The organism is Verrucomicrobium spinosum DSM 4136 = JCM 18804 (assembly GCF_000172155.1).
GTDB classification, from domain to species: domain Bacteria; phylum Verrucomicrobiota; class Verrucomicrobiia; order Verrucomicrobiales; family Verrucomicrobiaceae; genus Verrucomicrobium; species Verrucomicrobium spinosum.
The window spans coordinates 6,293,627-6,307,720 of record NZ_ABIZ01000001.1 but is presented as its reverse complement, the minus strand read 5'-3'; the positions used below and the strand labels follow the sequence as shown (position 1 = coordinate 6,307,720).

The following is a 14,094-nucleotide window of genomic DNA, read 5'->3' as shown; positions in this document are numbered from 1 at the left end:
GGCCCTGGATCACCTGGGCCCTTTCTTTTTTTGTCTTGTATTTCCGGCCATGACTCCGATTTCTTCCTCCTCCGTCATCGAGGCCCTCCAGTGGCGTTACGCCACCAAGGTGTTTGATCCCTCGAAGAAGATCCCGGCAGAGACTTGGGCGGTGCTGGAAGAGTCGCTGGTCTTGACGCCTTCCTCCTATGGGCTTCAGCCCTGGAAGTTCCTGGTCATCACTGATCCCGTGGTGAGGGAGGCCTTGGTGCCTCACGCCTGGCGTCAGCGACAGGTTGCGGATGCTTCACATCTCGTGGTTCTGGCCGTGCGTAACGGCTATGCCGAGACGGATGTGGATGCCAACCTCTTCCGCATGGCGGAGGTGCGTGGCGGCACTCCAGACGCGCTCATGGGCTTCAAAAACATGGTCATGAAGACGTTGGTGCACGGCATGTCTCAGGAAGACCTCGCGCAGTGGGCCAAGTGCCAGGCCTACATCGCCCTGGGCCAGTTCATGGCAGTGGCGGCCCTTTTGGGCATCGATACTTGTCCCATGGAGGGTTTTGTTCCTGCAAAGATGGACGAAGCGCTGGGGCTCGCCACCCGTGGTTACACCACGGCAGTTCTCTGCCCCGCAGGCTATCGGTCAGAGGATGACCGCTACGCCTACCTGCCCAAGGTGCGGTTCCAGCCAGAAGACGTCATCGAGCATGTCTGAAATTCACGGCGTTTTAACGCTAAATTGTCCTTGGATTCCCATGGCAATTCACAAATATCAGGAGACTGGGTGGCATTCCGCTTGATAGACAAGCGGAGGGCGGCAGTTTATGATCCCGACTCCTTTTCCCATCATGCGCACTTATCTTTCTCTCGTACTGTGCTGGCTGGCCATCGGCCCGCTTGCCGCCCTGGCGCAAAGCGGTGGAGGCGAGGCCGGAGAGCTCTACTTCAGGGGCTACATGCTGAAAAACGAGGCGGAGAAGCTGGAGCAATCAAATGATCTGGGGGGTGCTCAAGCAAAGTACGAAGAAGCCCGGCAGCTGGTCGCCAAGGTTTCGCAGGATTTTCCACAATGGCAGCCAGAAGTGGTGACTTATCGTCTCAAGGCGATTGAACAGTCCCTGGAACAACTTTCCGCCAAGCTGGGCGGGGCCAGGCCTGCTCCCGTAGCGGCGGCGGCAACTGCGGCGGCTCCTGCCAGCCCAAAGGCGATTTCCCCTCGATCATCCGGGGGGGCTGGTGCGTCCCGTCCTTCCGTTGCGGACGAGCCGCCTGCATTGCCCGCGGGGAACATGGCAGTGGAAGACCTCACCAAGCAGTACCTTGCCCTGCAACGCAAGAACTCGGAGATGGCAGCACAGATCAAGGCCTACGACGAAAGCTACAACGCCACCCTCCAGGAAAAAAACCGCGCCCAACAGGAGAAAATGCTCCTTGAGCGTCAGATGAAGGACCTCAATGAGAAGGTCAATTCCCTGGGCCGGGAAACCAAGAGTCGCGACACGACCTCCAAGTCTGAGTTGGAGAAGGCGCGCAGCGAGGTGAAGATGGTGTCGGACCTCCTGGAAAAGACCACAAATCAGCTCACAGAGTCCACCAAGGTGATGGACTCCTTGCTGAAAGAGAAGGAATCCCTACAGGCGACTCAGCGGCGTTTGGAAAACGAGATTGACATCATCAAGCGGGACAAGCCGGATGAATTCAAAAAGCTCCTGGCGGACAAGGACACCGCCCAGAAGAGGCTGGAGGCCGATCTTGTCGAGGCTCGTAAAGGAGCCCAGGAAGCGCTCGATCTGCGCAAGACCATTGCGGAAAAGGAAACCGCTCAAAAGAACCTGGAAAGCGAGATCGAGAAGCTGAAGGGGGAACTGCGCGGTGCCAAGAGTGGATCGCCCGTCTCCGTTCAGCTCAAGAAAAACGTCACAGAGAAGGAGTCGCTTCAGAAGCAGTTGGAGTCCGAACTCGCCGATGCGAGGCTGAAGGCCCAGGAGAACGAGGATCTGAAAAAGACCGTGGCGGAGAAGGAGGTGGCCCAGCGTCGTCTGGAAGCTGAACTCGCCTCCGCCCGCCGGGATGCCATGTTGTCCGAGGAACTCAAGAAGACTATCGCGGAGAAGGATCTGGAGCGCCAGAAGTTGGAAAACGATCTTGCCCGGGTGGAAGTGGATCTCGCCGACGCAAAAAAAGGCGTGGTCATGTCTGCTGAACTGCGCCGCACCGTCGCGGAAAAGGAAGCACTTCAAAAGAAGCTGGAGTCCGAACTCGCCGATGCCAGGAAGTTTGCCCAGGAAGTGGATGAGCTGAAAGCTTCAATCGCCAGCAAGGATGCAGCCAGCAAGAAGCTTGAAACAGAGCTGGCTGCGGTGAAGTCGGATCTGGAGTCAGCGCGAAAAGATCTGACGACGGCCAAGGCGGATGCGGCTGGTGCCACCGCCTTGCGCAAAACCATCAAGGAAAAGGAGGCCTTGCAAACCAAGTTGGAGGGGGAGCTTGCTGCCGCCAAGAAGACAGCTGGGGAAGTGCCGGGCTTGAAGTCTTCCATCGTGGAGAAGGACGAGGCCAGTGAAAAACTTTCGGCAGAGCTCGCCAAGTTGAAGACGGACCTGGCCGCTGCCCGCAAGGAGTTGACCACGGCGAAAACCGATGCCTCTACAGCATCGACACTCAAGAAGTCCATCAACGAGAAAGAAGCCGCCCAGAAGAAGCTGGAGGCTGATCTGGCTCAGGCCCAAAAGTCGGCGAAAGAGGCAGCCGAGTTGAAAAAGACGATCATGGAGAAGGATGCGCTCCAAGCAAAGCTGGAAGGGGATCTGGCGAAGCTGCGGGTAGAGCTGGCATCGGCCAACAACACGGCCGTGAAATCCACGGACTTGAACAATAGCATCGCTTCTATGGAGGCCACCCAGCAGAAACTGGAGGCTGAACTCACTGCGGCCAAACAAGGTGCCGCCGAGGCTGAGGCATTGCGCGTGGCCATGGTGGACAAGGATGTACTTCAAAAGAAGCTGCAGGATGAACTGACCCGTCTGGAGGCCGAACTCGTGGAGGCCCGTCGTGGTGCAGCGCTGGCGGAAGAAATGAAGCGAATGATTGTCGAAAAGGATGCCGCCCAGAAGCAGCTGGAGGCGGATCTCGCCAAGGTGCGCCTGGAGCTTGAGAGCACCAAGAAGGAGAAATTCCAGTCGCAGGAGATGGCCAAGCTGTCCGCCAGCAAGGCGGCCACGGAAAAGAAGCTGGAGTCAGATCTCATCAAGATGGAGATCGATCTGGCCGCGGCCCGTCGCATGGCCCAGCAGGCCGACGAACTCAAGAAGCAGCTTGCTGACAAAGAAGCTCTCTACAAGCAGCTCCAGCAGGAGCTTGCTGAGACGAAGCTGGAAGATTCCATCCGCAGTGACGACTTCCGCATGCAGCTGGCGGAGAAAGATGCCTCGCAGCGGAAGCTGGAGGCAGCCCTGGCTGCCGCTACAAAGGATGCTCCCAAGGCAGAAGACCTGCGTCGCCTGATGGCGGAGAACCAGCGCCTCAAAGAACAGCTGGAAGAGGCCTCTCTCCATGTGGCCAATTTGAAAGACGAAGGAATGCGCAAGGATGCTGAAATTTCCGCTCTCAAGACTCAGATCACGAGCATCCAGGGCGAACTGGTCCGGCTGCGTCAGGAAAACACCGTTTACCAGACCCAGGTGGCAGATCTCACCGTCAAGCTCAAGGAGCTGAGCCGTGAGCTGGACAAGCAGCCGAAGACCCAGGTGGCTGGCACTGTGAGTCCGGGAGAATCGGCCCGACTTTCCCAGGAGAACGAGATGCTCCGCAATATCATCATGCGCCAGTTGCGGCAGCAGGAGCGCCAGCGCCAGGCGAAGGAGATCGTCATTGGGGAGATGAAGAAGCTTGAGAACTCCTCCATCGCTCTCATGCAGAACCTTGAGGAGATGACGGCAGGCAAAATCATGGTCACCGTTGAGGAAGAGCCACTCTTCAGTGAACCCCAGTTGAAGGAGATCTTCGCTGCCAGTGGGGTGAATGTGACGCTGGAGACCACCAGTGGTCGCTCTCCCGCCTCAGCCGGGGCCGTTGCGGCACCCCGCCGCGTGCTCGCCTATGATGCATCTGAGGAAGAGCGCCTCATGGCTCATGCGGAAGAGGTGCTGATTCGCGCCGACTATGCTGGGGCCGCAGTGGCCTACCAGGATGTTCTCCGTGCCAATCCCAAGAACATCACCGCGCTCACCAGTCTGGCTGGCATCCGCCTGCAAGAAGGCAAGTATGAGGAGGCGGAAGTCATGCTCCAGAAGTGCCTGGTGTACGATCCCGAAAATCCCGTGGCCTTTTACCGCTTGGGCGTGAGCTACTTCCAACAGAGCAGGATGGATGAGGCCTATGCCATGTTCGCCAAGAGCGTGGAGAAGAGCAACGACAACGCCCGCTCCCGTCACTATATGGGCATCATCGCCACCAAAATGGGCAACCGTGCGAAGGCGGAGGCAGAGTTCAAAGGAGCGCTCGCCATCGATCCCGGCTACGGGGATGCTCACTTCAATCTCGCGGTCCTCTATGCCACCTCCAATCCTCCCAACTGGGCTTTGGCCAGACAGCATTATAAAAATGCCCTGGCCCGTGGGGTGAAAGCTGATCCTACCATGGACAAGCTGATTCGTGACACCCAGGCACCCAAACCCGCCGTGCAGACCCGGGAGACGGCCGCCACTGCCCCCTATTGATGGCCCATGGAGGGCATTTGACTGCTCCAAGCCTGCGCTTCCCTGTAAAAACTGATTGACCGTGACTGCGGGCGGCATTTCTTCGCCGCTCGCTCTACACCCCGCTTCCCATGCTCGAGTTTCTTCGCCGCCAGACCAAGCCCATCATGATCTCGCTTGCCGCGATCATCATCATTGCGTTCACCTTCTGGGGAGGGCAGACCAACCGGAAAGAGCCGGGCATGCATTCCGCAGAGGACACCGCCTTTACGATTTACGGCAAGGAGCACACCTTTGCTGAGCAGTCCCGCTTGGAACGACTCTACCGTCTGGCCTATGGCATGGGGCTTTCTTCCCCCACGGGGCGCGGCGACTTCGCCAGCACCATGGGTTTTGTGGTTCAGAAATACCAGGCTGAGGGGATGATCCCCGTGGACTTTGCGTTCAACCTCCTGGTGCTTCGTGAGGAACTGGAGAAAAACGGCGTGCAAGCCACCAACGAAGAAGCTCGTGAAGCCTTCCGGAAGCTGCCCATTTTCCAGAACAAGGACGGGAACTTCGATGGCAACGTGGCCGAGCAGTTCCAAAACAACATCGGCGCGTTGGGGCTGCGTGACACCGATGTCTTCGACGTTCTGCGTGACTGGATTGGCTTCAAGCGCCTGCACGAGATTGTCGCTGGCAACGCGGTGCTGAACAACAATGTTTCCAAGCAGCTCTACGCTTCCACCTTCCAGACGGTCAAAGCCGCCTCCATCCCCTTCATCACGGACGACTTCAAAAAAGACGCCAAGCCGACGGATGAAGAGATTGCCAAGTATTACGAAGAGAAAAAGGAAGCTTTCAAAACCGCACCCAAGCGCGCTGTCTCCTATGTGCTGTTCGCGAAGCCGGATGTGGAAAAGCTCAATGCAGAAGACACTGTCAAAGCCCGCAACGAGTTTGCTGCCAGGGTGAACGACTTCGGGGTGGCAGCGATCGCCCCTGGGGCAAAGCTTGAAGACGTGGCCAAAACCGCCAAGGTGGAACTCAAGACGGAGCCTCTCTTCACCATGGAAGCTCCCCCTGAGGCCCTGAAAGAGGAGCCCGGCCTGGTCTCCGAAATCTTCCGCATCGACCCCCAAAACCGTCCGGTGAGTGATCCTGTGGAGGGGGCCAAGGGCTACTATTTCTTCAGCGTGACCCAGGAAGAAGAGCCCAAGCAGCAGGAGTTGGCTGAGGTGAAGGAAAAGGTCGCAGAGCAGCTCACCAGCCAGAAAGCCCAGGAACTGATGACCAAGGCGGCCAGCGAGGCTCGCAAGAAGCTTGAGGAATCCATCAAAGGCGGCAAGACGTTCGATGAAGCGGCCAAGGAAGCCAATCTCACGCCTCAACAGCTGCCTGAGTTCTCCCCGTCCAACCCGCTGATGGATCGCACCAACGGACGCGAAATTGCTGCCGAAACTCGTACCACGCCAGCAGGCCACTTCACAAAGCCCCTGCCGACTGAGAACGGCGTTCTGCTCGTGTACGTGATCTCCAAGGAACTTCGCAAGCGTGATGACGGCGCATCTACCAAGGCTAACATTGAGAAGTCCCTCGACGGCATGATGCAGGGTGACATTTTCCGTGCTTGGTTCCAGCGTCGCCGTGACGAGGGCAAGGAAAATGCCGAGCCGCTTCAGCGCCGACTTCTTGGCATTCAGTAACCGGCAGATTCCTGAGATCGGGGTGGCCAACACATGTGATCATGAGTGACAACCCCGATCGTGACTTTCTCTATGACGAGGCCAGTGGCCTCGTCGCCATCGGAGAAATTGAGGAGGCCGTGACCCTCTACCGACGCTCCGTGGAGCTGGATCCGGCCTACTTTGACGGCTGGCATGCCCTGGGCATGGCCCTGCTGAAATCGGGACAGGTCAAAGAGGCCATCGGTGCGGGCCTGATGGCCACCACCCTCCGCCCGAACGATCTTCTCGCCTGGACCGCCCTGTCCCAGATGTACGTGAAAAATGGCCAGATTGCCGAGGCGGAAGACGCCAAAGGCAAAGCTCGGATCCTGTCTCTGGGGGGGAAAGTGGTGCAGGCTCCCAAAGACGGAGTCTAGCCGTGAGCGAACGCCTGGGGGTGTTTTTCCCCATGACAGAGGCAGCTTTTTGCAGCATGGAAGGAGGTCCATGCCCAAGCCCTATTACATCACGACCGCCATTGACTACACCAATGCACCGCCGCATATCGGCCATGCTTATGAGAAGGTGTTGGCGGACGTCATGGCCCGCTTCCAGCGGCTGAACGGGCGCGAGGTGTACTTTCTCACCGGGGTGGACCAGCACGGCCAGAAGGTGCAGAAGAGCGCTGACAAAGCAGGCGTGAGTCCACAGCAGTTCGTGGACGACATTTCCCAGAAGTTCATCGAACTGTGGGCAAAGCTGGGCGTGCAGTACGACGGTTGGGCTGCCACGACGGCGGAGCCTCACAAGAAAGTCGTCCGTGCCATGCTGCAAAAGTTGCACGACGCCGGTCAGCTTTACAAACAGAGCTACACGGGCTTCTACAGTGTGCGTCAGGAACAGTTCCTCACGGACAAGGAGCGTGGGCCTGATGGCACTTTTGGTGAGGAATGGGGTGAGGTGGTTGAGCTCCAGGAAGAAAACTGGTACTTCAAACTCAGCGAGCATGTGGACTGGCTGCGTGCCTACATCAAGTCCCACCCGGATTTCATCTTTCCCGCCTTCCGGACCAACGACGTCCTCAATGCGCTTGAAAACTCGGTGGGCCAGGATCTCTGTATCTCCCGCCCCCAAGAGCGCCTGAGCTGGGGTATCCCGCTGCCGTTCGACGAGCGTTTTGTGAACTATGTGTGGTTCGATGCGTTGACGAATTACATCAGCTTTGCCGGGTACCTTTCGGACGAGGTCGGCAATGAGGGGCTTCCTGAGTTCCAGAGCATTTGGCCTGCGGATGCCCATGTCATTGGCAAGGACATTCTGGTGCCGGCGCATGCCATCTACTGGCCCATCATGCTGCATGCCCTGGGCTTCCCGGATGACCAGATGCCCAAGCTCATTGTCCACGGCTGGTGGAACATCAAGGGGCAGAAGATGAGCAAGACTCTCGGAAATGTGGTGGATCCCAATGAGGTGTCCAACGTGTTTACTCCTGAAGCCCTGCGCTACTATCTCATGAGGGACATGTCCACTGGCTACGATGCGGACCTCAGTGAGGAACGCATGCAGATTGCTTACAACGAGCTAGCCAAGGGACTTGGCAACCTCCTGAACCGGGCGCTCAACATGTGCCAGAAATATCGCGAGGGCGTCCTCTCCACGGGCGGCGGGTATGACGACGAGGTCAACCTGGCGCTCCGTCAGACCGTGGCTGCGGCTCCTGCGGCCTATGTCGAGGAAATGAACAACTGGGCGATTCACAACGGGATCGCTGAGGCGTGGAAGATTGTGACCCATGCCAACCAGTTCGTGGACATGACCCAGCCGTTCAAGCTGGCCAAGGACCCGGAACAGGCTGCCCGCCTGGACAGCGTGCTCTACCATCTGGCCGAAGCACTCGCTCATGTCAGCATCCTGCTGAGCCCCATCATGCCAGAAGCCTGCAAGAAATTGCAGTTCCAGTTGGGGTGGACGCCTGCGGAAGGGTTTCAGGTGAAGGATCTGGCTTGGGGGCTGCTGTCGGAAGGGCATCAGCTCGGCCAACCGGTGCCCCTATTCCCGCGTATTGAGTTCGGGGAAGCGGAGGCCAAGTAGCCACCAGAAGAGATGCCGAAGGCATTTCAATCAGCCAGCCGGGGGTCGAGGGAGTAACGCGACCGAAAGCCCCTGGTGGTTCTCTTCACGCCGCACTCCTTAGCCCCGCAAGTGGGGCCCGATGTTGAGGGGGTGTGAGGGGGGCTCGTTTGAGCTTCCGAAGTCGCTGGTGAGCACGGCACTCCTCTGGCGGAGCGCCCTCAGCTTTCCCCAAACAAGCCTGACTCAGTTCAACGACGGATCCGCAGGCATGCGAGCCAGGAGTTTGTAGTAGGGGCCCAGGTCGTCGAGCACCGTTGTCCACAAGTCGGTCGATGGCTGGGCCGTTACGATTTTGGAGAGCGGAGCGCAGGTGATCCAGGAATTCTGTTCCAGCTCATTCTCCAGTTGGCCCTCTGACCACCCGGAATAGCCCACAAAACCCCGCACCGACCGGCCCTTGTCCAGCTCCTTCATCGCTTGTTCCGTGGACAGGTGGGTCTGCATCCGCAATTCCCGTTTCTTGGAGTTCCAGTTGAATGCGGCAAAGGAAAGCTTGTTGGTGCCTACCGGCCCGCCGAGGAATACGGGAACTTCGCCAAGACGTCCCAGATCCTTGTCATCCAGGAGGTCTGCCACTCGCTTGTCCAGCGGCCGGTTCAGGATGTAGCCAAACGCTCCGTCCTCGGTGTTGTGCGAGGCAAGGAGAAGCACCGTGTGAAAGAAGTTGGGATCCCGCAATGCTGGGGAGGCCACCAGCAGCGAACCACTGAGAGATTCAGGCTTGCTGTCGTCAAGATTCATGAGGGTATGACAGAAAAAGGTTGGCCCTGCGGCAGGATAGTGTGCATTGCCCGGCATGGCAAGGAGCCTCCGGTAAATCTACGTCTTGGATACGACTCACGGAGTTGACGCGAAGTTTGATGTTTGAGGCTTGAGAGGCTCTCCGCCCTGTCCCAGTATTCTTGCATGCAAGAACTGGAGAAACATCTGAAAGCCGGAAACGATTTGACGCCCGCCCAGGTGAGGGAAGCTGCAGCCTTCCTCCTTGATCCGGAGCCTGAGGCCACCTGCAAGGCGTCATTTCTGCGTACTCTGGCCCAGAAAGGGGAGAAGCCTGCTGAAATTGCTGGGTTCGTGAATGAGTTTCTGGAGCATGCGCTGTCTCCCGGGATTGATCCGGCCACGCTTTCCGGACCGATGCTGGATGTCGTGGGCACAGGAGGGGACAAGCTGAACCTGTTCAACGTCTCCAGCACAGCCATGTTCATTCTCGCTGCGGGCGGGGTGTCGATCGTCAAGCACGGGAATCGTGGCATCACTGGCAAGAGCGGCGGAGCGGATGTGCTGGAGGCTCTGGGGGTGAAGATCGATCTTCCTCCCGCTGAGCTCGCCCGCTGTGTGCGCGATGTGGGGATCGGCTTTGTTTTTGCCCAAATTTATCATCCCGCTTTTAAGGCGGTTTTGGAGGCCCGGAAACTCCTCGCCGCGGAGGGGCAGCGTAGCATCTTCAATATTCTGGGCCCCTTGCTGAATCCCGCAAGACCGCCTTACCAACTGGTGGGGGTGTTTGATGAAAAGCTGGTGCCGGTTTTTGCAGAAATCCTTCAGCGCTTGGGGCGGAAGGCGGCTTGGGTCGTCTATGGGCGCACGGAAGACGGACGCGGTATGGACGAAATCTCCACGCTTGGCCAGAACACAATTGCGAAGATCGAGAACGGTACTATCAGCCACCTTGAGATGGATGCCGCCGACCATGGCTTCCCCAAAGGCAGCCTGAGCGAACTGGAAGGTGGGTCCGCCTCTGAAAACGCTGATGTTTTGGAAGGGGTGCTCGCGGGAACCATCAAAGGTGCCCGGCGGGATCTCGCGGTGTTAAACGCGGCTGCTGGCTTTGTCATTGTCGGCAAGGCCACCGACATCAGGCAGGGCCGCGCTATGGCCGAGGAGCTGCTCGATCGGGGTGCGGCTCATGCGAAGCTGCGGGCGCTGCACGATTGGATTTAGGGAGGAGGGCAGATGGTTGGGTTATTGAGTCACACGTTTGCTCCTCGTGCTGTGATTGCAGGGAGCGGCGGACAACCCAATAACCCTTCACCCCAATCCCTCCACCTGCCAGCCATTCCGGTAGGGGCGCTTGATGTGCGCGTTTAGCTCGGGTCGATGTGGCACGGTCATGCTGGAGCGGTCCCACTCCAGCCACTGGCCGGGGGCGTGCTCGGCGAGGGTGCCCAGCAGCACGGTTTCTGTAAGCCGGGCGGCATGAGCGAAGTCGGCGCAGGACTTCCCGTTCTGCAAAATGGCGTCAACCCAGTCATGGTAGTGATCTTGGCGGCCGAATCCCTTGGGATACTTTTCCGCCGGGAAACTGCTCTCCGGCATCACGAAGGGGCGCACGGTGTAGGGCTTTAAAATGGAGCCTTTGGTGCCAATCCAAATCCCACCTGAAACGGGGAATTTGGTCATGCCCTGCGGCAAGGGGATTCGGGAAGGATCAGGCGTCAGGTCGCCATCCGTCCAGGACAGCTTCAAAGTGTCCCCGTCGATCAGGTCGTTGGCGGCTTGTCCGCCGAATTCGAACTCCACCCGGCGCTGCTTCGCCCAGAGGCCTTCGCCGGACTCGCCCGTGGCGGTCTGGCGGACGCGGGAGGGTGGGGCCAGATTGAGACCGTCCACCGTACTGTCAAAGTGGTGGCAGCCCATGTCCCCCAATTCTCCGACGCCGAAGTCGCGCCAAGCCCGCCAAAACTGGGGGTGGTAGGTGCTGTCATGATAGGGGCGGGCATCTCGAACACCCAACCAGGCATCCCAGTCCAGTCCAGTGGGGATGGGATCGGACCGCTTGCGCAAGTTCGTGTTGGCTGGCCACCAGTTGAGCGGTTTATTCTCCCACAGGATCACTTCCTTGATAGGGCCGATCGCCTTGGTGCGGAGCAATTCGATCATCAGGCGGCTCTCGATGCTGGACCGCCCCTGATTGCCCAGTTGAGTGACGACGCCCGCTTTGGCCGCCTCCCGGGCGATCACCCGGCACTCGTGCACGGTGGGGGCCATCGGCTTCTGGAGATAGACATGCTTCCGGGCTCGCAGCGCCAGCACGGCCATGGGCGCGTGCATGTGGTCTGGCGTGCCAATCGTGATTGCGTCGAACTGGTCTGCGTGGTTGGCGAGCAGATCACGCCAGTCCCGAAATCTTCTCGCTTTGGGAAACTCCCGGGCTCCTTGGGCGAGGTGGCGTTCGTCCACGTCACACAAGGCCACGATCTGAACCTTCCCGTGGGTGGAGACGCTGCGCATGGTGTTGCCCCCCATTCGGGCCACGCCAATGGATGCCACCTGCAGTTTGGAGTTGGGGGCCGCGCACCGGACGACGGCAGGAAACGCCAGTGGGCTCAGAGCGGTGGCTGAAGCTTTGGCAAGAAAGCGGCGGCGTTTCATGGGTCCTCCCAAACGCGGGAACGGCGGCACTACTGACACAACCGTCGGAAATACAACGGGATGGTGGAGAAACTGTCCACCTTTAGATGACGCAGCTGATGGTTCATGGGCAAGGCGCTCTCAGGGGTCTGCCAGCTTGAGCGCCAGAGTAGGGGGCGGCAGGTACGGATGCCTGGAGGATGCCATGCCGTGCACCAGGCCGTTGTCGTTGATCTCTATTGTCTTGCGGAAGATCATCAACGTCACCTGACCGTTGGCGTCTTCCCGGAGGAAATCTCGCAAGGCTTCACTTTGGAGAGTGAACTCACCTTTCTGGACCCCGCGGGGGACCGTGAAGCTTCCCAGCAGTCGGGCGGCAGCGAGGTCCACTGCATTTCCTTTTGTCACATTGGCAGGTGCAGAAGCCCACGGGAGGTGGTTAGGATCCCAGTTTTCGAGTTCCTCACGGGTGATGGCATAGACTTCAAATTCACAGTCGGGGACGGCGGAGGCCAGCCCCCACCCTGTGGGTTCAAAGGTTAGGATGAGTTCCGCAGCGTTGATGTTCTGGCGAGGGATAGTGGAGAGATCAAAACCAAGGTAGGCTTTGCGGCGAGGACCACTCTTCTGCTCAGACGATTTCACCAGCAGTTGAGTGGTGGAGGTATGCTCGTTGATAACGGATGCGGTGTACCCGTCTTTGCCTCGGCCGTCCCTGGTAGAGATCAGCTTCCATTCCCTGCCCCGTTGGAGCACCGTGGCGGGTTGGGCGGACCACCGTTCCTCCACGGGTCCCAGACTCACGGGGTCCAGATGATCTCCTTCGACACGATTTTTTTGGCCGGTGCGTAGTTGTACCACCTTGTCGGTCGTAGGGTGCTCCACCTCCACCAGTCCCTCAAAGACGTGCGTGCGTGTGGCACCGGTGTCCGATTCCACGTTGATGGCAAAGCGGGTGCCATGATCGACGACGCGGGCGGAAGGGGTCACGATCCTAAACCCGTGCGCAGACTCCGGCACGTCTGCGACAGCGGTGCCCGCCACGAGGCTGGCGTTCATGGCGTCCTGGATTTCAAACTCCGCGGGCGACTCCAAGGTCACGGTGGCCCCGGAGTCGAATTTCACGGTGGCCAGCCCCTCTTCAAGTCGAAACTTGCCCCTGGCGAGGCGGGACCCCACGGCGGTGGGCAGACTGCCTCCGCCCCAGGTGGCGGCGTCGGCATGCACCAGCGTGGCAAAGGTGGCAGGCTCCGCTACCTGCCTGCCAATCAACATCCCTGCCGCCAGCGCCAGGAGGGCCACGCTCGCGGCGAGAGTCAGCGGCAACCACAGGGCACGCTTCAGCTTGATTGGTCTGGTGGCGCTTTCCGGAGCCGGATGAACTCCTTCTCTGAATTGTTCAATGCCATTGGCCTGCGCCTCCGGTCCCACGTGGTCCCAATGGAGCACCGCGTGATCTCGCAGTAGATCCGCGATGATGCGACGGGATGCTCCGCCAGCCTCGATGGCCACTTCCAGGGCCTCGCGCTGGGTGAGGGTGAGCCGCCCCTCGATGTGAGCATGCACGAGGTCCGCCAGTTGTTGGAGTTCAGCGTCGGTCATGGGGTCTGGGTCTGGCTGGAGCGTTCTACGCATTGATAAAGGTTCTGTCGCAGTCGGCTGAGCAGGCGGTACACGGCAGTCTCTGTTCTTTCCACGGCGCGGGCGATGCGGTCGATCGAGGCTTCGTCGCGATATCGCATTTGGATGATGTTGCGATGATCGGCATTGAGCTTGGCCAGACACTGGGCCAGAGCCTGCTCGCGGGCCACCCAGCGGCCTTCCGTGATGGCTGACTCTGCTTCATCACTGAGCAGCTCCAGGGCGCGTGCTCCTATGGTCTCCGTGTTCTCTTTTTTCACCCGCCGACGGTGCGCGATCACCTGGTGGAAAAGGATCTTCCGCGCCCAGGCGGGGAAATTGGTGCCGAGTTCGAAGCGGTCAAAACAACGCCACATCACCACCTTGCCCTCCTGCAGGATATCCTGGGCGTCCTGAGCCGCTGGTACCAGGCCGGTGACGTACAGGGCGAGCTGACGGTCATGCTGGGTCAGCAACCGCAAGAAGGCCTCGGTGCGGTCCTCGGGTGGAGGTGGGGTGAAAGTGGAAGGTGGGCTCATGGCAGCGGGCGCAACTACTGGAACAAGGCATGATTTGACCTCATTGGACACGGCAGATTTTTATCCTGTTGGGACATCCAGAAGAAAAAGAGGTGTCCAACGCGTAGTGGTTTTGCC

At 59.2% G+C, this 14,094-nt stretch carries 10 protein-coding genes; 6 read left to right on the top strand and 4 right to left on the bottom strand.

Translation table 11 applies throughout. The annotated features are described in order from the left end of the window. Positions 1-49: 49 nt before the first annotated feature. The 5 genes from VSP_RS25730 to metG all read left to right on the top strand — a co-directional run bounded on the left by VSP_RS25730 (position 50) and on the right by metG (position 8,422). Positions 50-700, top strand: coding sequence for an NAD(P)H-dependent oxidoreductase (locus VSP_RS25730; RefSeq protein ID WP_029190759.1), 651 nt, complete (start codon positions 50-52; stop codon positions 698-700). A 133-nt stretch (positions 701-833) separates the two neighbouring features. Continuing rightward, positions 834-4,703 (top strand): tetratricopeptide repeat protein, encoded by a 3,870-nt coding sequence (locus VSP_RS37425; RefSeq protein ID WP_009964319.1) that lies wholly within the window; start codon positions 834-836, stop codon positions 4,701-4,703. 110 nt (positions 4,704-4,813) lie between these two features. Beyond that, on the top strand, positions 4,814-6,370 hold the full coding sequence (locus VSP_RS25720) for a peptidyl-prolyl cis-trans isomerase (RefSeq protein ID WP_009964318.1): 1,557 nt from the start codon (positions 4,814-4,816) through the stop codon (positions 6,368-6,370). Positions 6,371-6,411: 41 nt separating this feature from the next. Continuing rightward, entirely contained in the window at positions 6,412-6,768 is a 357-nt protein-coding gene (locus VSP_RS25715; RefSeq protein ID WP_009964316.1) for a tetratricopeptide repeat protein, read from the top strand. 70 nt (positions 6,769-6,838) lie between these two features. Beyond that, complete coding sequence (gene metG / locus VSP_RS25710) at positions 6,839-8,422, top strand: methionine--tRNA ligase (protein WP_009964315.1); 1,584 nt, start codon at positions 6,839-6,841, stop codon at positions 8,420-8,422. A 225-nt stretch (positions 8,423-8,647) separates the two neighbouring features. On the opposite strand, the gene VSP_RS25705 is transcribed toward metG, so the two are convergent. Next, positions 8,648-9,205, bottom strand: a complete 558-nt coding sequence (locus tag VSP_RS25705) for a YqgE/AlgH family protein (RefSeq protein WP_029190758.1) — start codon at positions 9,203-9,205, stop codon at positions 8,648-8,650. A gap of 165 nt (positions 9,206-9,370) precedes the next feature. Here VSP_RS25705 and trpD point away from each other — a divergent pair, with 165 nt between their 5' ends. After that, complete coding sequence (gene trpD / locus VSP_RS25700) at positions 9,371-10,408, top strand: anthranilate phosphoribosyltransferase (protein ID WP_009964313.1); 1,038 nt, start codon at positions 9,371-9,373, stop codon at positions 10,406-10,408. Between the two features lie 87 nt (positions 10,409-10,495). On the opposite strand, the gene VSP_RS25695 is transcribed toward trpD, so the two are convergent. The 3 genes from VSP_RS25695 to VSP_RS25685 all read right to left on the bottom strand — a co-directional run bounded on the left by VSP_RS25695 (position 10,496) and on the right by VSP_RS25685 (position 13,977). After that, positions 10,496-11,839: a Gfo/Idh/MocA family protein gene (locus VSP_RS25695; protein ID WP_009964312.1), complete on the bottom strand. Its 1,344-nt coding sequence runs from the start codon at positions 11,837-11,839 to the stop codon at positions 10,496-10,498. Between the two features lie 120 nt (positions 11,840-11,959). Continuing rightward, on the bottom strand, positions 11,960-13,420 hold the full coding sequence (locus VSP_RS25690; protein ID WP_009964311.1) for a DNRLRE domain-containing protein: 1,461 nt from the start codon (positions 13,418-13,420) through the stop codon (positions 11,960-11,962). Beyond that, positions 13,417-13,977, bottom strand: a complete 561-nt coding sequence (locus tag VSP_RS25685) for a sigma-70 family RNA polymerase sigma factor (protein WP_009964310.1) — start codon at positions 13,975-13,977, stop codon at positions 13,417-13,419. Before VSP_RS25685 ends, VSP_RS25690 begins: the two co-directional genes overlap by 4 nt. Positions 13,978-14,094 lie beyond the last annotated feature (117 nt).

Coding starts and splice junctions, on each gene's coding strand:
- VSP_RS25730 (WP_029190759.1), top strand. CDS start 50: ATGACTCCGATTTCTTCCTCCTCCGTCATCGAGGCCCTCCAGTGGCGT.
- VSP_RS25690 (WP_009964311.1), bottom strand. CDS start 13,420: ATGACCGACGCTGAACTCCAACAACTGGCGGACCTCGTGCATGCTCAC.
- metG (WP_009964315.1), top strand. CDS start 6,839: ATGCCCAAGCCCTATTACATCACGACCGCCATTGACTACACCAATGCA.
- VSP_RS25705 (WP_029190758.1), bottom strand. CDS start 9,205: ATGAATCTTGACGACAGCAAGCCTGAATCTCTCAGTGGTTCGCTGCTG.
- VSP_RS25715 (WP_009964316.1), top strand. CDS start 6,412: ATGAGTGACAACCCCGATCGTGACTTTCTCTATGACGAGGCCAGTGGC.
- VSP_RS25720 (WP_009964318.1), top strand. CDS start 4,814: ATGCTCGAGTTTCTTCGCCGCCAGACCAAGCCCATCATGATCTCGCTT.
- VSP_RS37425 (WP_009964319.1), top strand. CDS start 834: ATGCGCACTTATCTTTCTCTCGTACTGTGCTGGCTGGCCATCGGCCCG.
- VSP_RS25695 (WP_009964312.1), bottom strand. CDS start 11,839: ATGAAACGCCGCCGCTTTCTTGCCAAAGCTTCAGCCACCGCTCTGAGC.
- VSP_RS25685 (WP_009964310.1), bottom strand. CDS start 13,977: ATGAGCCCACCTTCCACTTTCACCCCACCTCCACCCGAGGACCGCACC.
- trpD (WP_009964313.1), top strand. CDS start 9,371: ATGCAAGAACTGGAGAAACATCTGAAAGCCGGAAACGATTTGACGCCC.